We start from the raw sequence: 19,007 nt of genomic DNA, 5'->3' as shown, positions 1-19,007 counted from the left end.
AAACTCCAAGACTTAGTTCATCAGACCATTCCAGTTTTTTCATGCCCACCTCAACTATAGGCTCATATTTCTCTTTAGAGATTTACCTTGAAAATTAAACTCTTAATGCTATCTTATTTATACCATATCAAGGCGTTGTGTCGAAAGAAAAAAATAAAACATTAAAGTGAGTACAATGCATAAAAACAAAAAAAATTTTATCATTCTCGCGAGTATTTTAATTTTGATCGGAGTATCTGTCTCTGTGACACAATCATACATGCTCTATCGAACTTTTCTTGATGAGCAAGGGCGTAGACTCCATGAGTTAGTCCAAAGCCAAGCGAGCTTGGCGTCAGAGTTTTTTTCTCACCATGATGAAGATCGATTAGGGGTTATTTATGATTTTGACTCTGTCATAGAACGCCTGGCTAAAGCACAAAAACAATTTGAAGTTGAGAGCAAGAGTGGAGAATTTACTACAGCAATTAAAACGGACAATGCTATCAATTTCTTAGTTGTAGACGGCCGCAGAGTCCTTACTGGCGACCCACTTAGCCAATTAGGATTAGACTCTAATCATGCCATTCCAATGCAAAATGCTCTTGCGGGAAAAACAGGTACCATTATTGCGAAAGACTACAGAGGCAAAATAGTTCTTGCCGCATTTACTCCTGTAAAAAACTTAAAAAAAGATATTGGGATGGTCGCAAAAATCGATCTATCCGAAATACAAAGACCTTTCTTTGTAGTTACGGTTGAAGTTTTCCTAGTAGGTGCAATTCTTATAACTATGGGAGTCATACTCCTCTACTTTTTCAGCGACCCATTTTTCAAAAAACTGGAAAAAAGCGAAAAAGAATATAGAGAACTAGTAGAAAATGCTAATTCGTTCATTCTCCGCGTAAACAAAGACGGTATTATCAGTTTTGCAAACAGCTTTGCTCAGAAGCACTTTAAATTAACAAAGACCAAACTTGTTGGCTTGCCACTTCTTTCAATTCTGACCGATACCCCTGACTCCGAAATCGCAACGAACTCAATTCAGAAGGTAATAAGTTTTTTTGGTGAAGGAATCGGCCCTCACGAACACCCATTCATCGACGAAAACGGATCAGTCATATGGATTGCATGGCGGATAAAGGTAAATAAAAATCTTGACGGATCGCCTTCCAATATACTGTGCATAGGCAATGATATAACCGCAAAATACAATACTCTTGAGCAGTTGAAAGACAGTGAATCAAGATATCGTAACATTTTCGAGAATGCTCCATTGGCTATGGTTCATTTCGACACTCAGGGTAAAATTTCTGACTGCAATAATATTTTTTTGGATTTGATGGGCTCAAACAGAAGCAAAGTAATCGGATTTCATACATCAGAAGACAGCCAGCCGGGCATGCGTCAAGCTTTGAAAAAAGCATTGCAGGGTAAATACTCTGTATTTGAAGACATATACACTTCCGTAACTGGCAATAAGACTCTATTTTTACGTGCAGTATTTAATCCAGTCATAAAACACAATCCTCCTTATGAAGTAATAGCGACTCTCGAAGACATTACAGAGCGTAAGAAGGTAGAAATAGATCTTGCTGAAAGCGAACAGCGTTTCAAAGGAATAGCAAAAGCCTCGCCAGTTGGAATCATAATCACCGACCTCACAGGAAAGGTAAAATATGCCAATGAACGCATGCTCCAAATTTGCGATGTACATTACAGAGAACTTAAAACCAAAGGTTGGACAGCGAGTATACACCCTGAGGACAGAGATACTATAGAATACAACTGGTACAAGAACGTGCCGACCACTACTGACAGGCTTGAATTTCGAATCATTCGAGATAACGGTCAGCCACTCTGGGTACTTGGACAATTAGTAGGATTGGACAACAGCAATAATGAAATGTCCGGATATATTACGACAGTAACTGATATTACCAACGTAAAGGAAACTGAGCTTGAACATAAACGCCTGATCACCGCTATTGATCAAGCGGCCGAAGCTATAGTGATAACAGAAACTTCCGGAACAATAGTATATGTGAACCCAGCCTTTGAAAGAATTACCGGCTATTCAGTTGAAGAGGCTATTGGAAATAACCCCAGTATTCTTAAAAGCGGTGAACATGATGATTCATTCTACACGGACCTTTGGAATACGATAAATCAAGGACAAACGTGGAAAGGACATTTTATTAACCTCGCTAAGGATGGTAGGAGATATACACAGGAAGCCACTATCGACCCTGTAAGAAATGAAGAAGGTAAAATTGTCAGCTTTGTTTGTGTTGCCAGAGATATCAGCAATCAACTCATGGTTGAAGCACAGCTCAGGCAAGCTCAAAAGCTCGAATCCATTGGAGAACTAGCCGCAGGCATCGCTCACGAGATCAACACCCCGACTCAATATGTCACCACAAATATGAAATTCTTAAGCGATAGTTTTACCGAACTCATCAATAGCTTGAAACAGGTCAGTTCAATCAGACAAACCATAAACGAAAATTCCCCAACCGGCACAATCAATGATGCAATGGCAAAACTGATTGATGATAGCGAAATTGCTTTTCTTGAAGAAGACATTCCCAACGCGATAAAAGAATCTGAAGAAGGCCTCAACCGCATATCTGAAATAGTCAAATCCGTAAAACAACTGGCTCATCCCGGCGAGACCCAGAAAAACTATTATAACTTAAATGAGATCATCAATGACGCGATCACAGTCTCAGCAAATGAATGGAAGTATGTTGCTACAATCAGGAAAAATTTACAGGAAGATCTACCTAAAGTATCCTGCTTAAAAGGAGAAATGGGGCAAGTCATACTCAACCTGATAGTTAACAGTGCCCATGGCATTGAGTCCAAAAACGCAGCAACAAAAGAAAAAGGCATAATTACAATAAGTAGCTACTTAAGCGATGAACAGGCTGTTATAGAAATAACTGACACGGGCTGCGGAATGCCGCCTCAAATAATTGAAAGAGCTTTCGATCCTTTTTTTACGACCAAACAAGTCGGGAAGGGTACTGGCCAAGGCTTGGCAATTGCCCATAATGTGATCGTGAACATTCACAATGGACGTATATCAATAGATTCTATTGAAAATGAAGGCTCAACTATAACTGTAAGGCTGCCTATTAATGCGCCTGAAACGGGAAAAGCTTAATCGCCTGTGTACCAAATGAAGGCTCAACTATAACTGTAAGGCTGCCTATTAATGCGCCTGAAACGGGAAAAGCTTAATCGCCTGTGTACCAAGTGTGTACCGATGTGTCCCAAATCCCCGGTACACACCAGAGTACACACATAAGGTGCTGGATTAACCGGTGACTGAAAGTCTTCATCAACATAGGCTGGCAACTGTCCTGATTATGAAATTATTGCATGCAATAGAATTTAGATTGCATGCAATAAATGCGTGCAATTGTGGGTCTTTTCTTTTTTTTGCATAGTGTTTATGGGGTTAAGTCTGTTTTTTCAGTCTGTTAGCTGAACTTTCTCCGATGTTGGTTTATGGCATGTCTTGTGCTAAGCGAGCCACATGCAACGTACAACTACAACATGTCCATATTGCGGTGCGGGTTGTTCCCTTTCTTTGGAAGTGGAAAATGACCGTATCGTGAGTGTTTCAGCAGGCCCCGAGCCATCGGTCAATCAGGGGGCCTTGTGTTCCAAAGGTCGGTTCGGTTTTGATTTTGTCCACCATCGTGACCGTCTTACGAGTCCGCTGGTGCGCAAGAACGGTGAACTGGTTCCAGTTTCATGGGATGAGGCTCTTGATCTTGTCGCAGAACGGTTGAGCACAATTGCAACTGAATACGGTCCTGAGGCTGTTGGCGGATTCAGTAGTGCCCGCTGCACCAACGAAGAAAATTACCTTTTCCAAAAACTTTTTCGCGCAGGGCTCGGCAGTAACAATGTCGACCACTGCGCACGTCTCTGACACGCTCCCACCGTGGCCGGTCTGGCCACCTCTTTGGGAAGCGGTTCCATGACCAACTCCATCCGTGAATTATGGGATATGGGGCAGGGCGACTGTGTTTGCGCTATCGGCACCAATACAACTGAGTGTCATCCAATTATAGGCATAGGGATGATGGAGGCAAAGCGGAACGGGGCTGGATTAGTTGTCATCGACCCGAGAGAAATCGATCTTGCTCGTCAGGCTGATGTCTGGCTCAGGCTCCGTCCCGGAACTGACACACCTCTGCTGTCTTCCATTGCCCGGGTTATTCTGGATGAAGGGCTTGCCAATGTGGAAACCGTGGCCGCGGTCACGGAAGATTTTGAATCCTTCCGGGAAGGATTGCAGGCTTTTGATCCCGAAAGTGTCGCCGCCATCGCCGAGGTTCCTGCCGAAGATATCCGCAGGGCGGCCCGTCTTATCGGCGGTTCTGCCAACGCTGCTTTTTATTACACCATGGGCGTGACCCAGCACACAACCGGCACCAATAACGTTCTTTCCGTGTCCAATCTCGCACTGCTTACCGGTAATCTCGGGCGGCCCAAAACCGGTGTGAATCCATTGCGGGGCCAGAACAACGTTCAAGGTTCATGCGATATGGGCGCACTGCCTAATGTGCTGACCGGATACCGTCCTGTGAGTGACGATGGTGTGCGGGCTGTTTTTGAGTCTCATTGGAATGTGACGTTGCCTGAAGCACCGGGAATGACCATCCCGAAGATGCTACATGCCATTGAAGAAGACCGCTTCAAGGGACTTTTTGTTTTCGGCGAAAATCCCATGCGTAGTGACCCGGACATCTCCCATGTGGAACATTGCCTGCGTCATGTTGATTTTCTTGTGGTTCAGGATCTTTTCCTTACCGAAACAGCCGAGTTGGCTGATGTTGTCCTGCCCGGGGCCAGTTTTGCCGAAAAAGATGGCACTTTTACCAGTACCGAAAGACGTGTTCAGCGTGTCCGCCAAGCGGTGAGTCCGGTTGGGGACAGCCGTCCTGACTGGAAAATACTGACAGAGCTGTTGGAGCGCATGGGACGTTCGGAACGGTATGCGAGTGCTTGCGATGTCTTTGATGAAATGCGCTTGCTGACTCCCACACATACAGGCATCAGCTACGAGAGACTTGAGTCCGGGGGGCTTCAGTGGCCCTGTCCTGACGAGTCGCATCCGGGAACCCCTATCCTGCACGTGGGCGGTTGCATGCGCGGTCCCGGAAAATTTGTGCCGCTGGTTCACCGCGAGCCTACGGAATTGCCGGATGCCGAATATCCACTGACCCTGACCACGGGAAGGGTCGTGGCCCATTATCATACGGCTACCATGACCCGTCGCTGTTTCGGTCTGGCAGGGACATGGCCTGAAGAGCTCGTGGAGATTCATCCGATTGATGCTGCCGAATATGGCATTGCCGACGGTGATCTCGTGCAATTAAGTACCCGCCGGGGAACCGTCAGGGCTCGTGCATGGGTTACGCAACGGGTTCGACGTGGTCTCGTTTTTATGACCTTTCACTTTTCTGAAAGTCCGGCCAACCTACTGACTACCTCGGCAGCTGATCCGGTTACCGGCACTCCTCAATTGAAAGTATGTGCCGTTTCCATTTGTAAATTTAAGGAGTCTACCGATTCGGTGTCTCCGGTATCCATAAAGGAAGAAGTTTCATGTCATACCCTTTGACCCCATTTATCCTTGCCAATGCAGCCAAATGTATTGGTTGCCGGGCCTGTGAACTGGCCTGCGCTGCTGCCCATTTGCGGGGCGGTGTTTCTGTGGGGAGTCTACAGGGGCCCCTTTCCCCGCGGCTTTACCTGATCCGGACTGATGACGTTTGTGTCCCGGTGGGATGCCGTCATTGTGAGGATGCCCCTTGCGCCGCAGTTTGTCCCAATGGAGCCATCCACCGTACCAAGTCCGGTGTGCAGGTAGATGCTGAACGTTGTGTGGGTTGTAAAACCTGCCTTGCTGCATGCCCCGTCGGAGCCATGGAGATGGCCCAGATATGGAAGAATGGTCAGCCGGTTCTTCGCCGTGTGACTGACCCGGTCGACCCTGATTCTTATAGTGTTGAACCAGCTCTGCTGGCCAGTAAGTGCGACCTATGTCACGAACGTAAAAGCGGCCCGGCCTGTGTGGAGGCCTGCCCCAAGGATGCCTTGACGCTGGTAGACCCCATGAAAATTAAAAAACGCCGCAGCCTTGAAGCTGCATTGGCCCTTGCCGGGGTCGGAGCCAGAGCAGGGGAGGAGTTGTAATGACAACCATTTCCCAAGTCGTATTTATAGATCCTAAAGTCTGTACCGGATGCCGTCGCTGTTCAGAAGTCTGTCCGGTGGATGCCATTATCGGCAGCGAAGGTGAACCCCAGTCCATTGATACTTCCCGCTGTGTTGTCTGCGGGCAGTGCGTGCTGACCTGCTCGGCCTTTGTTACCCCTTTTGACGATGCTGCGGAGAATCTTCCGGCCATGCGTCGTGAGCGCGGGCTTTCCGAGAATGATTCCTCTCCTTTGTTTGCTGCCCATTTTCGTAATGATACAAGGTGTGTGGCAAATATGCTGGCCGATCCTTCTAAAAAGTCAATGGTCCAGTGCGCCCCGGCGGTACGTACTTCAATTGCTGAAGAATATGGCCTAGCTCCGGGCACCCTGACTCCGGGACAATTGGCCGCATCCCTGCGTCGTCTCGGTTTTGATGCTGTTTACGATACCATTTTCGCGGCGGATGTGACCATTATGGAAGAGGCTTCAGAACTGCTGGAGCGGGTGGAGTCCGGTGGCACCTTGCCTATGTTTACATCCTGCTGCCCCGGCTGGGTGCGTTACATGGAAACCGCATGGCCTGATCTGACCGATCATCTTTCAAGCTGCAAATCGCCGCAGCAAATGGCCGGAGCACTTTTCAAGACTTATGGTGCTGAGATTGCCGGTGTTGGGCCGGAGGCCATCGCCAGTGTAGCGGTCATGCCCTGTACGGCTAAAAAGCATGAGGCCGCACGGCCTGAGATGCAGGCCAGCAGCCACCCTGATGTGGATGCGGTTCTCACTGTAACCGAACTGGCGGCCATGCTGAAGGAAAGGGGAATCAATCTTGCCGAGATGCCTGAAGAGGAATTTGATATTCCTATGGGGCTATATTCAGGGGCTGGAGTTATCTTTGGAGCGTCCGGTGGTGTTATGGAGGCTGCGCTTCGCACGGCTATTGCAGTTACTACAGGCAATGATGTCTGTGAAAGCGGCGTGATTTTTTCTCCGGCAGGTACAGGTATCCGCAGGGCTTCTATAGACGTGGCTGGAAAGACTGTTCGTGCAGTGATTGTTTCAGGACTGGCCAACGCAGCTCCTTTGCTTGAAGAAGTCCGCGCCGGAAAGGCCGATTTTGATTTCATGGAGGTCATGTGCTGCCCCGGAGGTTGTGTAGCCGGAGGGGGCCAGCCTAAATTGCTGCCCGGAATTGATCTTGCCGATGCTCTTGCCCGTCGCCGTAGCGGTCTGCATCGTCATGATAAGGAATTGCCGGTCCGCGCTTCGCATAAAAACGAGTCCGTTATTGCTTTGTATGAAAAGTTTTTGGAAAAACCTTTGGGACATCGTTCGCATGAACTTTTGCATACGCACTACGGAATGGACAGCGAGGGACACTCGTAATGAATGCTTTTGTTTTGGCTGACCCTTCCCGCTGTATCGGTTGCCGGGCTTGTGAGATCGCTTGTGTGGATGCCCATATGGATTCTGACATGGGTACGGCTATGGAAAGAGGGCTTACTTTCAGTCCGCGTCTTTCCGTGGTGCGCGAGTCCGGTGTTACTGCGCCCATACAGTGTCGACAGTGTGAGGATGCGCCTTGCGCGGCAGTTTGTCCTTCCGGAGCCATTACCTTTAACGGTAGGTCGGTGGTGATCGATGCAGAGCAATGCTTCGGGTGCAAGGCATGTCTTGCCGCCTGTTCGGTAGGAGCCATGCAGGTCGGGATAATCAATGGAGAACGCAATGTGCCTGTGGCCCATAAATGTGACTTATGTGCCGGACACCGTGAGCAGCCTGCATGCGTTTCCGTGTGCCCGGCCGGGGCACTGCGTGTTTTTTCAAGTGAGTCCTTGCAGCAGCTGACTGCTTCAAGGAGACGGGAAAACGCGCGTCGCGTGGCGTTTGAGCACAACTAGGGGTGTATTTCCAATGACATCACAGGACTCCATTTATCGTGCCGTAGTCGAGGACCAGACAGAGCTTATTCGCCGTTTTCGTCCAGACGGACGATTTATTTTTGTTAATCAGTCTTGTTGCCGTTTTTATGGCAAAAGTTCCGAGACCCTTCTCGCGTCACATTTTCAGGATCTTCTGGACCCTGATGAGCGTGAGGCCATTGTCCGACAGGTATATTCATTGACGCCTGAGAACCCGGAGATTGTCACCGAGCCCCGTTACACCGATGAGGACGGAGAAGCCCATTACGTGCAATATGTCACCCGGGCCATCTTTGATGGCGAGGGCAATGCTGTTGAATATCAGTCGGTAGGCCGTGATGTTACGGCCCATCGGCAGGCCGAAGCCACCCTTGCCGAGGCCCGTTCCGCCATGGAGCGCGCCAGCCGGGTGACCACTTTTGCCGTTATCGGTGGCGGTATCGCTCACGAGATCAACCAGCCGTTGAATGCCATACGTCTTCTTTCTGCATCGGGGCTGCTGATGGAAGACCGTTCCGAAAATCCCAACAAGGAAGTCGTGCGCATATTGCAGAATATAGCCGGACAGGTGGACCGCATCGACTCCATTGTCAATCATCTGCGTGAGCATCTGCGCTGGAATCAGTCCGTAAGCTGTGAGCTATGCAACCTTGGCGAGGCTGTGCAATCTGCTATGTCTCTGCTCAGTGCCCAGATGATTGCCCGGGGCATAATTTTGGAGCTGAACATAGACCCTGAAACCAAACCAGTTGCCGGGACCAGTATCAGGTTTGAGGAGTTGGTCATGAACCTTGTCGCCAACGCTATGCAGGCGCTGGAAGTGAGCGACGTTGAGCAGAAAACTATTTCTATCCGGGTTGTGGCGCAGGGAGCTGATTCTGTGGAATTGAGTGTGGCCGACAATGGTCCCGGATTTGATCCTAAGCTGGCCGATGAGCTTTTCGAACCGTTTTTTTCCACCAAATCACCGGGCAGTTCCATGGGGCTCGGGTTGTCTATTGTGCGCACTATCGTGCAGGGCGCAGGAGGCTCAATTATTGCGGAAAACCGTCCCGGAGGCGGGGCATTGCTGCGGGCCATACTGCCAGCGGCTGAAAAGGGGAGGACATAAGGAATATGCGTATCCTGCTTGTTGACGATGACGCGGCTACCCGTGAATCCCTTGCCGAATATCTGACCCTGCTCGGCCATGCGGTTACCCCGTGCGCGGAAGCAGTTTCCGCGTTGGGCATCTTTCGCAATCATGATTTCGAAATGGTCCTTTCGGATATCCAGATGCCGGGTAGAACCGGTATCGAGCTGGTACGCGATATAAAGGGCCTTTCCGGTTCCCATTCTGCGGACGTGGTCCTTTATACCGGGCACGCCGACCTTGAATTTGCCATCGGTGCCTTGCGGGCTGGAGCATATGATTACCTGACCAAGCCCATTAATCTTGAGGAGCTCGGCGCGGTTCTGGACCGTGTAGCTGAGCATCAGTCATTGCTACAGGAGAACGAAAGGCTGACCGGGAAATTTGATGAAGCTGTGGCCGAGGCTACAAGCGATGTGCGGGGCGAGCTTTCCCAATTGCGTGAACTGCTCGCCAGACAGGCCGGGCTGGACAATGTTGGAATATTTTCTGAACCCATGTGGGAAGTGGTCAATCAAGCCCGCCGTTATCACGGGGATCGCGATCTGCCTGTGCTTATTCAGGGGGAAACCGGGGTAGGCAAGGATATTGTGGCTAAGCTGATTCATTACGGCGATGATAATTCCCTGTCGCCGCGTCCTTTTGTGGACATTAACTGCGCAGCACTGCCAGCCAATCTTTTTGAGAGTGAATTGTTCGGCTACGAGGCAGGGGCCTTTACCGGCAGTGCCACCCGTGGAGCACGGGGGAAGATTGATTTGGCCGCTGGGGGGACTCTTTTTCTGGATGAGATAGGTGAAATCCCGGTGGGATTGCAGGCTAAACTTCTGCGCGTAATTGAAGATAAAAGTTTTTACCGCGTGGGCGGGTTGAGCAAGATCAAAACCGACATACGAATTATCGCCGCTACAAACCTTAATTTGACCGAGCGCATTGAACAGGGATTTTTTCGTAATGACCTTTATTACCGGCTTAGGGTGGGCAGCATCATAGTCCCGCCGTTGCGTGAACGGACTGATGACATCATTCCGCTGGCCCTATTGTTTCTGAAGTCTTTTTCGGAGAAACGGGGCAAGGCATTTAAAGGAATAAGTCCCGAAGCGGCAGAGATTCTTATGGGTCATCCATGGTCCGGTAATGTGCGGGAACTTAGGAATGCCATGGAATGGATTTCGGTCATGCATGATGCACAAGTGTTGCGGTCCGAACATCTGTCCGGTTTTTTTGCAGGTATGGTGCGGAGTACTCCGGTGCGGGAAAAGAGTCCGGCAGTATGTAAGACAGAGCAAAAGAAACAAGCAAGACCCACTGATGAAGATATAGACGCCGCCCTTGCAGAAACAGGCGGCAATAAGACTCAGGCTGCAGCGCAACTGGGTATTTCCATTCGCATGCTGTACTACCGGCTTGCGGCCAGAGAACAGAACGAGAATAAATAGATTCGCCCGGACCCGGATAATTTTGTAAGGGCCGGACACCGGAGAGCATATGAAACCTGACAGCACAGGATTAAGCAATTTTATAGATGAAGAAAAAATCTGGGCAATCGTAAATTCCACAGAGCGGACCGCTGCGGCTCAGGTGCATGAAATTTTGGACAAGGCGCTGGAAGCCAAAGGGATATCTCTTGAGGAGACAGCTAGGCTGTTGCAGGTCGAGAGCCCGGAACTGAATGAGGCCATTTTTAAGACCGCCCGTAAAGTCAAACAGACCATTTATGGCAATCGACTGGTCCTTTTTGCTCCTCTTTATATCACCAACGAATGTTTCAACCGCTGCGTCTATTGTGGTTTCAAGGATACCAATAAGGATCTACTGCGCCGCACCCTCAGTGCCGATGAGATCAAACAGGAAGTTTCAGTGCTGGAAGAGCTGGGTCATAAGCGGCTGCTTTTGGTTTACGGAGAACATCCCAAATTCGGTGCCGATTGGATTGCTGATACCGTGCGCACCGTATACGACACTGTTTCTGAAAAGAGCGGTGAAATTAGACGGGTGAATATCAACTGTGCCCCGTTGGATGTAGAGGGCTTTCGCAAGCTGCATGAGGTCGGTATCGGCACCTATCAGTGTTTTCAGGAAACTTACCATCGAGAAATCTATGCGGAGCTTCATCCTGTAGGCCACAAAAAAGATTATCTCTGGCGGCTGCATGCCATGCACCGGGCAATGGAAGCGGGTATCGATGATGTGGGCATGGGCACGTTGCTCGGTCTCTATGACTACCGCTTTGATACCATGGCCTTGCTTTCTCATGCCGCAGAGCTGGAATCCAAATTCGGGGTGGGACCGCACACCCTTTCATTTCCCCGGCTGGAACCAGCTCTCAATGCCGAGATTGCTTTTAATCCGCCGTATCCCATTTCAGACGCACAGTTTAAGCGGATGGTAGCGGTCCTGCGGCTTGCGGTTCCCTATACCGGGCTTATCTTGAGCACCCGTGAGAACAAGCAGATGCGCCAGGACTTGCTAGACCTTGGTGTCTCGCAGCTTAGTGCCGGATCACGGACCTACCCCGGAGCATATAGCGACCCTGATTACGACCGTCCTGAAGTGCAGCAGTTCTGCGTCGGAGACAATCGCAGCCTTGAACAGGTCATCAGGGAGATTGTTGAACATGGCTATGTTCCTTCATGGTGTACAGCTTGCTATCGTGCGGGCAGGACAGGAGAGCATTTTATGGAGTTGGCTAAAAAGGGTTTCATTCAGGAATTTTGCCACCCCAACGCTCTGCTGACATTTAAAGAATATCTGCTTGATTATGCCCATACATCCACACAGGATATGGGTAATTCTTTGATCAGCCATGAGCTGGAAGGCTTAGCCGCAAAACGTAAGAATGTTGTGGCCGACAGACTGAACCGTATTGAAAAAGGTGAGCGTGATCTGTATCTATAGCAGGTCGGATGATTCGAAAAACATTCCACACACCAGATAAAGATTAATTAATCTTTTAGTCTAATCGTAGCTATCCTCCCAGAGTTCTGCTGGACACTTTCAATAACTTTGGGAGCCAAGACTTGAATAAGAATTTTATTCTCGTCGTAATAGGCTGCCTTGATTCGATATTGGCCGACACCGAGAGTGGCGACAGTATTCATAGCCCATCCTGTAATGGCTCCGCCAAGCAACGCCCCAAGAATGAGTACGGTAACGGTATAGGCAATCAAGGTGTTTTTTTTCATATTTTTAATTCCTGTTTTTGAAATGACTCGTGCTTTGTTTTTATTACTTCAATAATAAGTATGGCGTCAACAAGACAAAAGGTCCATCTAGAAATTCAGGCAGTGCCTTTTCCTGAACATCATTCAGTAGAATAGTGCCGATGCCTCCTGCTATATTTGTATACAACTTAAGCCCCAAGCGTACCGTCCCCCAATGTGTGTACCAAGTGTGTACCGAAGTGTATCCAAAATCCCGGTACACATCAGAGTACACACAAAAGGTGCCGCCAGAGGAGGGCTGTAGTGGTATAGAAAAAGCCGGAACCCAGCTTATTTTAACGTAAGCATAGGCCCCGGCAATATTTTTAAATTTTGTCTTTCAAAGTCTATCGGGATCAATTCCATCAGTTGTCTTCAAAAGAGAATGAAATTGTAGACACCTGTTTTTTTAAACAGGTGGATGCCATCCCATGGGTGAGTATACTGCTGTGAGTAGGTTTAGGCCTTAATACAGCAGTCTTCAATTAGACTTTTAGTTCTTTATGAACCCTGTCGGTTTGGGCAGGGAATATAAATTGTAGGTCGATTAAAACAGCTTATACTCTATCTCCAATTGTTTTGTAATTATCAGGAAGACATCCCCACGATGTCTTTGTAATACACCCCACCCAACGCAGGATTGTAATCTATAAGCAAAAAATGAACCAAAAATATTAAGTAAATTATGTCGGTTGATTATATTATTTTAGACTTACCGGCAGTGGTTCATAATTTAACCTATTACTATAACTGTTGCATGGTTCAAAGTTCGTTTTTGTGTTTAGGGGATCGCTCTGATCCCTTTGTTTCAGGCCGTTTAAAGGATTAAATGAACTAATAACACACATTCTCAAGCTTAATGAGTCAAAGTGACACCAAATGTAAGGGCAGTAAACCTGTGGCCCTTTTTTACTATTCAGTTGATTCCGTCTTTTGTTTAATGCAGTTTATTGTTCGTTATAACAGTGCGATACCTCTTGGTGTGATTTTTTTTTAGAATTATGAAATTGATTATTGCTTTCATAGCACAAAAAAAGCTGGTCTTAAACAAAAAATAGTGGCTCATTCACAGAATGCAAAATCTAGAATATTTACAGAGAGCATTCGCATGACAGGTACAACGAATGAATAGTTTCATATCCATATTCGGAAGAGGGGTTTTGCGTGAATGTTATGAAGTAAGGCAAAGGTCTGCTGAAGGCGTTCTGGCAGCGGCATTTTTTTCTACTTTCGGAGTCGGGGCATTTACCTTTGCAATGTCCTTGGGTGCCCAGTCCTCGGGGATTTCCGCAGCGTTTTTGGGGCTCGCTTTTTCAGGTTATTTTTTCGCCCGCTTGGTTCTGGCTCCTGTAGCAGGATATGTTGCGGATTTTTTTGGGGCCTGCCCTTTACTAATATGCGCTGCCGGGGCGGGGGCTGTCATCCCTTTCCTTTATCTCATTTATCCTACTGTTGAGGCCCTTGCCGTTATTCAAATCTGTCTTGGATTTTGTTCCGGCATAATAAAGCCCGTAAGCATGTCTCTGCTCAGGGATTGTGTTCCTGAAAGTAGTCGCGGACGGTTGTTCGGTGCTTATAATACTTGCATGTATAGTGCTTTTGTCCTTTGTCCGCTTGCTGGAGGAGGAACTGTCGGCATTCAGGAGAAGATGGGAGAATTGAGCCTGATCTGGCCCGTTCTGGGGATGGGAATTTCCTTTCTTTTTCTTTTCCGGGGCAGCATGGGAAGCATTTCGACTGCCGCAGGTAATGGCGTGAAGGACAAAGGCGTGCCGTGGCGTGAACCGATTTTTGGGGCTTTGCTTATGGCTGTGCTCGGACGAACTGCTGGTGCATCGGTTGTAATTACTTTTTTACCCAGGATGATAAGTGAATATTTTGGACTAGGTGGACTCTGCGCTGGTATTCTTTTTGCCTTACCCAGCCTCGTTCTTATTGCGATAATGCCTGTTGCTAGCAAATGGGCCGATCAGCGCGACCGTGCCGGGTTGACTTTTCTAGGCATGGGAATTTGCTCTGCCTGCCTGTTTGGCTATGGGCAAACTGATTCCCTATGGATTCTTTGCCTACTGGTTGCAGGCATGGGGCTAGGATCAGCCATATCGTTGCCCGCTTCCATGTCTTTGGCTGCTGCCATGGGGCGGGGAAGGGTTATGGGAATTTTTTTGGGGGCATCCAATCTGGGCTTCGTTCTCGGCCCCGCGTTGGCTGGATTTGCGGCTGAAGCAGGGGGGATGGCTGATGCATTTGAGCTTACGGCGTTGTTCAGCTGTCTGTGTCTTTTGCCCACTTTTTTGGTCATGTCTAAAAGAGTTCATGTTCTGTGATTTAAGCTGATTACAAATAGATTTGTGAACGAAGAGATAAAAATTCAACAACCGGTTGACCTTTTTGTTTGTTTTAGATAAGGAATAAGTCCAACGTAAATAATATCCGCGCGTATTACCCCACACCTTCCGGATCTCATATTCGGAACGCAGCGGAGATTTAGATTCATTTCATACCCCCACCCAATCAAGGAGACGTCCCGGCGATTTCGCTGTGGCGAATTGTATTGTTGCACCCGATTTCAAGTCCGTTAACCTTTTAAGGACAAGGTGTATTCTCCATGATTAAGCTCAAAAAAGGACTCGATCTTCCTATCTCAGGTGAGCCCGCAATGGATATTATCGAAGAAAAATATCCGGGAAGCGTGGCCGTTCTTGGCGGCGACTATGTCGGTATGAAACCGACCATGGCCGTAGCCGAGGGAGATTTGGTTAAGTTGGGTCAGCCGATTTTTACCGATAAAAAGATCGACGGAGTCGTCTTTACCGCTCCGGGAGCCGGCAAGGTCATTGCTGTTAACCGCGGTGAGCGCAGGGCATTACAGTCTGTGGTCATTGAGCTCGATGAAACGGTCGGCGAAGTGGAGTTCCCGGCGTATGATTCAGAACAACTTTCCGGCCTTAGCCGGGATGCGGTTGTCGAGAATCTCGTGAAGTCGGGATTATGGACCGCGTTTCGTACGCGCCCGTTCAGCAAGACTCCGGCCCCGGACTCACAACCCCGTTCAATCTTTGTCACGGCAATGGATACCAATCCCCTTGCTGTTGACCCTGTACCCATCCTTTGGAAAGAGTCGGATGCATGGCTGGACGGCCTGCGTGTACTGACTTGTTTATGCGACGGTGCTGTAAATATTTGCACCGCCGGAGGAGCCACGCTTCCGCTCATTCAGGAAGTGAGCATGCATATGTTCTCCGGACCGCATCCAGCCGGACTTCCCGGTACACATATCCATTTCATTGATCCGGTAGGTCCGCAAAAGACAAACTGGCATATCGGTTATCAGGACGTCATTGCCATGGGTAAGCTGTTCACCGGCGGACGCATCGCAACCGAGCGTTATGTGGCCCTTGGTGGGCCCATGGTCAACCGCCCGCGTATTATCAAGACCCGTTTGGGGGCAAGCTTTGATGATCTGCTTTCCGGGGAGCTTGCTTCTGGAGCTGTGAGGCCCATTTCTGGTTCGGTGCTTAGCGGTACCAAAGCAGAAGGACCGTTAGCCTTCCTCGGACGATTCCACAACCAGATTTCAGCAGTGGAAGAAGGCGGCAAACAGGAATTCATGGGGTGGCTGGCTCCGGGCAGGGATAAATTCTCTATTAAATCCGTGTTCGCGTCTGCTTTCAGCAGAAAGAAAAAGCAGTTTGCTCTGAACACCCTGCTGGGAGGCAGTCATCGCGCTATTTTTCCCACCGGGGCTTTTGATCAGGTCATGCCGCTGGATATCCTGCCCACCTATCTGGTGAGGGCCATGGCGGTGATGGATACGGATGAGGCTCAGGCACTGGGTTGTCTGGAGCTGGATGAGGAAGACCTTGCCCTGTTGTCCTTTGTGGATTGCGGCAAGAACGATTTCGGGCACATGCTGCGCGAAGTCCTCACCCAGATCGAGAAGGAGGGCTAAGGATATGAGAAAACTGCTTAATAAACTTCACGGTGCGACCACCGGAGACGGGAAATACACCAAGTATTATCCCGTTTATGAGATGATCGACACCTTTTTGTATTCGCCCACCGAGACCAGTTCCGGTTCTCCTCACGTGCGCGATGCCATTGATCTTAAACGGGTTATGATTACCGTGGTCTTCGCCCTGATCCCCTGCTTTTACATGGCTATGTGGAACACCGGTTATCAGGCCAACGCAGCTCTGGCTTCCATGGGCCTTGAGGCCGGAACAGGCTGGCGTTGGTCGGTCATGAGCGGGCTGGGGCTGAGTGCTGACCCCGAATGCTTCGGGGCCAACATTCTGCTTGGCGCGCTTTACTTCTTTCCCATTTACATCGTCTGCAACATTGCCGGAGGATTCTGGGAAACACTCTTTGCGGTCATCCGCAAGCATGAGATCAACGAAGGTTTTTTGGTTACCGGATCGCTGATTCCGCTCATCGTTCCTCCGCATATCCCGCTCTGGCAGGTGGCCCTTGCTACCAGTTTCGGCGTAGTTATCGGTAAGGAAATCTTCGGCGGAACCGGTAAGAACATTCTTAACCCGGCCCTTCTGGCTCGCGCTTTCCTCTTCTTCGCCTATCCGGCTCAGATTTCAGGAAACAACGTCTGGGTCCCGGTGGATGGCTTCTCCGGCGCCACCCCGCTGGCTCTTGCTTCCGAGGGCGGCATCAATGCTGTTACTGCTAAATACTCCTGGTGGGACTGCTTCATCGGCACCATTCCGGGATCTCTTGGTGAAACATCCACGCTGGCCTGCCTCATCGGCGGGGCGGTGCTGATTATCACCGGAATCGCTTCATGGCGGATCATGGTCTCCCTGCTGGCAGGGGCATTTGCCACCGCCATTCTCTTCAACGGAGTAGGCAGCGCCACCAATCCCATGATGACCGTCAGCCCGCTCTGGCATCTGGTCATGGGCGGACTCGCTTTCGGTATGGTCTACATGTCCACCGATCCGGTTTCATCGTCTATGACTCCCAAGGGGCAGTACTACTACGGCGCGCTGATCGGGGTCATGATTATTTTGATCCGTACGGTCAACCCGGCCTATCCCGAAGGTGTAATGCTGGCGATTCTTTTCGGTAACGTGTTTGCCCCGCTCATCGATAATTATGTCATGCGGGCCAACATCAAGCGAAGGATGGTGCGCAGTGTCTAACGATTCCACTAAAAAAATATTCACTGTGGCCTTTTCCTTGTGTCTGGTTTGCTCGCTGCTGGTTTCAACAGCAGCAGTAGGACTTAAGTCGATTCAGCAAGACAACAAGGTCAAGGAACGTAAGGAGAATATCCTCAAAGCCGCGGGCATCTACAACGAAGATGAGTCCGTGGACGAACTCTATAAACAAATCGTGCCTAAAGTGGTTGATCTGGCTACCGGCGAGTATGTTGATATGGATGCCGCAGCTTACGATCAGCGTAAGGCAGCTAAAGAACAGGCTTCAAGCATTAAGATTGCTTCCGGAGATGATCTGGCCGGAATCGGGCAGCGAGCCAAATACGCCAGTGTCTACCTGCTCAAGGACGGCGATAAGCTGAAGCGTGTGGTCCTGCCTCTGCACGGCAAAGGTCTCTGGTCTACCATGTACGGTTTTATCGCTCTTGCCCCGGACTTCAACACAGTCAAGAACTTCGGTTTCTACGAACATGCGGAAACCCCCGGACTTGGCGGCGAAGTGGATAATCCCAACTGGAAGATTCTCTGGGTGGACAAGAAAGTCTTCAATAAGAATCACGAACCGGTCATTGACCTGATTAAAGGTAATGTCAGCCCGACTGATCCTATGGCCCAGTATAAAGTGGACGGCATTGCCGGTGCTACTTTGACTGTCAACGGCGTTGAAAATCTGGTGCGCTACTGGCTTGGAAAGGGCGGCTTCGGCCCCTACCTCAAGCGACTCGCAGCAGAGGGAGGTGAGCAAAATGGGTAAGTTCAGGGAAGTAATGCTCAAGCCGCTTGTGGAAGACAACCCGATTACGGCTCAGATTCTCGGTATCTGCTCCGCACTTGCGGTAACTACCAAGCTGGAAACAGCTTTTGTAATGAGTCTGGCAGTTATCTTTGTCTGCGCAGCCTCCAACGTTTCGGTCAGCTCCATCAGGCAGCATATTCCGTCAAGTATCCGCATCATCGTCATGATGACCATTATCGCTACGTTGGTAATCATTGTGGATCAGTTCCTGAAAGCATTCGCTTATGGGGTCAGCAAGCAGCTCTCGGTGTTTGTCGGATTGATCATCACCAACTGCATCGTCATGGGCCGGGCTGAGGCTTTTGCCATGCAGAATACTCCCAGAATGAGTTTGGCGGACGGTATCGGTAATGGATTGGGCTACGGTCTTGTCTTGGTGGTTGTTGCTTTCCTGCGTGAACTTTTCGGTTCCGGAAAGATTTTCGGCTTGACCATCCTCAAGTTGGAGTCGGCAGGCGGCTGGTATGAGCCGAACGGCCTTATGCTTCTGCCTCCCAGTGCCTTCTTCATCATCGGCCTGCTTATCTGGGGTGTGAATGCCTATGAAAAGCAAAAGGCAAAACGTTAAGCCTTAAGG

At 49.3% G+C, this 19,007-nt stretch carries 14 protein-coding genes; 13 read left to right on the top strand and 1 reads right to left on the bottom strand.

Annotated elements, in window-relative coordinates:
* Positions 1-175 precede the first annotated feature (175 nt).
* The 8 genes from D0S45_17045 to hydG all read left to right on the top strand — a co-directional run bounded on the left by D0S45_17045 (position 176) and on the right by hydG (position 12,155).
* The gene (locus D0S45_17045; GenBank protein ID TIH12857.1) at positions 176-3,148 is read left to right on the top strand and encodes a PAS domain-containing sensor histidine kinase; all 2,973 of its coding nucleotides are present in this window, start codon (positions 176-178) and stop codon (positions 3,146-3,148) included.
* A gap of 375 nt (positions 3,149-3,523) precedes the next feature.
* A complete protein-coding gene (locus D0S45_17040) occupies positions 3,524-5,623 on the top strand; it encodes a formate dehydrogenase subunit alpha (GenBank protein ID TIH12856.1) in 2,100 nt (699 codons plus the stop codon).
* Entirely contained in the window at positions 5,608-6,198 is a 591-nt protein-coding gene (locus D0S45_17035; protein TIH12855.1) for a 4Fe-4S dicluster domain-containing protein, read from the top strand. The genes D0S45_17040 and D0S45_17035 overlap by 16 nt, the downstream gene beginning before the upstream one ends.
* Entirely contained in the window at positions 6,198-7,589 is a 1,392-nt protein-coding gene (locus D0S45_17030; GenBank protein ID TIH12854.1) for a 4Fe-4S dicluster domain-containing protein, read from the top strand. Before D0S45_17035 ends, D0S45_17030 begins: the two co-directional genes overlap by 1 nt.
* Entirely contained in the window at positions 7,589-8,104 is a 516-nt protein-coding gene (locus D0S45_17025) for a 4Fe-4S dicluster domain-containing protein (GenBank protein ID TIH12853.1), read from the top strand. The genes D0S45_17030 and D0S45_17025 overlap by 1 nt, the downstream gene beginning before the upstream one ends.
* 13 nt (positions 8,105-8,117) lie before the next feature.
* On the top strand, positions 8,118-9,236 hold the full coding sequence (locus D0S45_17020) for a PAS domain S-box protein (GenBank protein TIH12852.1): 1,119 nt from the start codon (positions 8,118-8,120) through the stop codon (positions 9,234-9,236).
* A 5-nt stretch (positions 9,237-9,241) separates the two neighbouring features.
* Positions 9,242-10,696, top strand: coding sequence for a sigma-54-dependent Fis family transcriptional regulator (locus tag D0S45_17015; protein TIH12851.1), 1,455 nt, complete (start codon positions 9,242-9,244; stop codon positions 10,694-10,696).
* 49 nt (positions 10,697-10,745) lie between these two features.
* Positions 10,746-12,155 carry a [FeFe] hydrogenase H-cluster radical SAM maturase HydG gene (gene hydG, locus D0S45_17010; GenBank protein TIH12850.1) on the top strand — a complete coding sequence of 470 codons (1,410 nt, stop codon included), beginning with the start codon at positions 10,746-10,748 and terminating at the stop codon, positions 12,153-12,155.
* A 47-nt stretch (positions 12,156-12,202) separates the two neighbouring features.
* On the opposite strand, the gene D0S45_17005 is transcribed toward hydG, so the two are convergent.
* On the bottom strand, positions 12,203-12,442 hold the full coding sequence (locus D0S45_17005) for a hypothetical protein (protein ID TIH12849.1): 240 nt from the start codon (positions 12,440-12,442) through the stop codon (positions 12,203-12,205).
* Between the two features lie 1,142 nt (positions 12,443-13,584).
* Between D0S45_17005 and D0S45_17000 the strand changes: the two genes are divergently transcribed.
* The 5 genes from D0S45_17000 (at position 13,585) to D0S45_16980 (ending at position 18,998) form a co-directional block, all read left to right on the top strand.
* Positions 13,585-14,787 carry an MFS transporter gene (locus D0S45_17000; protein ID TIH12848.1) on the top strand — a complete coding sequence of 401 codons (1,203 nt, stop codon included), beginning with the start codon at positions 13,585-13,587 and terminating at the stop codon, positions 14,785-14,787.
* 281 nt (positions 14,788-15,068) lie between these two features.
* A complete protein-coding gene (locus D0S45_16995; GenBank protein ID TIH12847.1) occupies positions 15,069-16,412 on the top strand; it encodes a Na(+)-translocating NADH-quinone reductase subunit A in 1,344 nt (447 codons plus the stop codon).
* Positions 16,413-16,416: 4 nt separating this feature from the next.
* Positions 16,417-17,616 (top strand): NADH:ubiquinone reductase (Na(+)-transporting) subunit B, encoded by a 1,200-nt coding sequence (locus D0S45_16990; GenBank protein TIH12846.1) that lies wholly within the window; start codon positions 16,417-16,419, stop codon positions 17,614-17,616.
* A complete protein-coding gene (locus D0S45_16985) occupies positions 17,609-18,388 on the top strand; it encodes a Na(+)-translocating NADH-quinone reductase subunit C (protein ID TIH12845.1) in 780 nt (259 codons plus the stop codon). The genes D0S45_16990 and D0S45_16985 overlap by 8 nt, the downstream gene beginning before the upstream one ends.
* On the top strand, positions 18,381-18,998 hold the full coding sequence (locus D0S45_16980) for an NADH:ubiquinone reductase (Na(+)-transporting) subunit D (GenBank protein TIH12844.1): 618 nt from the start codon (positions 18,381-18,383) through the stop codon (positions 18,996-18,998). The genes D0S45_16985 and D0S45_16980 overlap by 8 nt, the downstream gene beginning before the upstream one ends.
* Positions 18,999-19,007 lie beyond the last annotated feature (9 nt).

Origin of the sequence: Marinifilum sp. JC120 (genome assembly GCA_004923195.1) — a bacterium.
In the GTDB taxonomy this organism is placed as follows: domain Bacteria; phylum Desulfobacterota; class Desulfovibrionia; order Desulfovibrionales; family Desulfovibrionaceae; genus Maridesulfovibrio.
Note: the sequence above shows the minus strand (reverse complement) of the source record. Positions and strands in the feature narration are given on the sequence as shown.

What these genes read in the sequence shown, in the direction of transcription:
- hydG (TIH12850.1), top strand. Translation starts at nt 10,746, where the DNA reads ATGAAACCTGACAGCACAGGATTAAGCAATTTTATAGATGAAGAAAAA.
- D0S45_17020 (TIH12852.1), top strand. Translation starts at nt 8,118, where the DNA reads ATGACATCACAGGACTCCATTTATCGTGCCGTAGTCGAGGACCAGACA.
- D0S45_17000 (TIH12848.1), top strand. Translation starts at nt 13,585, where the DNA reads ATGAATAGTTTCATATCCATATTCGGAAGAGGGGTTTTGCGTGAATGT.
- D0S45_17045 (TIH12857.1), top strand. Translation starts at nt 176, where the DNA reads ATGCATAAAAACAAAAAAAATTTTATCATTCTCGCGAGTATTTTAATT.
- D0S45_16995 (TIH12847.1), top strand. Translation starts at nt 15,069, where the DNA reads ATGATTAAGCTCAAAAAAGGACTCGATCTTCCTATCTCAGGTGAGCCC.
- D0S45_17005 (TIH12849.1), bottom strand. Translation starts at nt 12,442, where the DNA reads ATGAAAAAAAACACCTTGATTGCCTATACCGTTACCGTACTCATTCTT.
- D0S45_17015 (TIH12851.1), top strand. Translation starts at nt 9,242, where the DNA reads ATGCGTATCCTGCTTGTTGACGATGACGCGGCTACCCGTGAATCCCTT.
- D0S45_16990 (TIH12846.1), top strand. Translation starts at nt 16,417, where the DNA reads ATGAGAAAACTGCTTAATAAACTTCACGGTGCGACCACCGGAGACGGG.
- D0S45_17030 (TIH12854.1), top strand. Translation starts at nt 6,198, where the DNA reads ATGACAACCATTTCCCAAGTCGTATTTATAGATCCTAAAGTCTGTACC.
- D0S45_16980 (TIH12844.1), top strand. Translation starts at nt 18,381, where the DNA reads ATGGGTAAGTTCAGGGAAGTAATGCTCAAGCCGCTTGTGGAAGACAAC.
- D0S45_17025 (TIH12853.1), top strand. Translation starts at nt 7,589, where the DNA reads ATGAATGCTTTTGTTTTGGCTGACCCTTCCCGCTGTATCGGTTGCCGG.
- D0S45_17035 (TIH12855.1), top strand. Translation starts at nt 5,608, where the DNA reads ATGTCATACCCTTTGACCCCATTTATCCTTGCCAATGCAGCCAAATGT.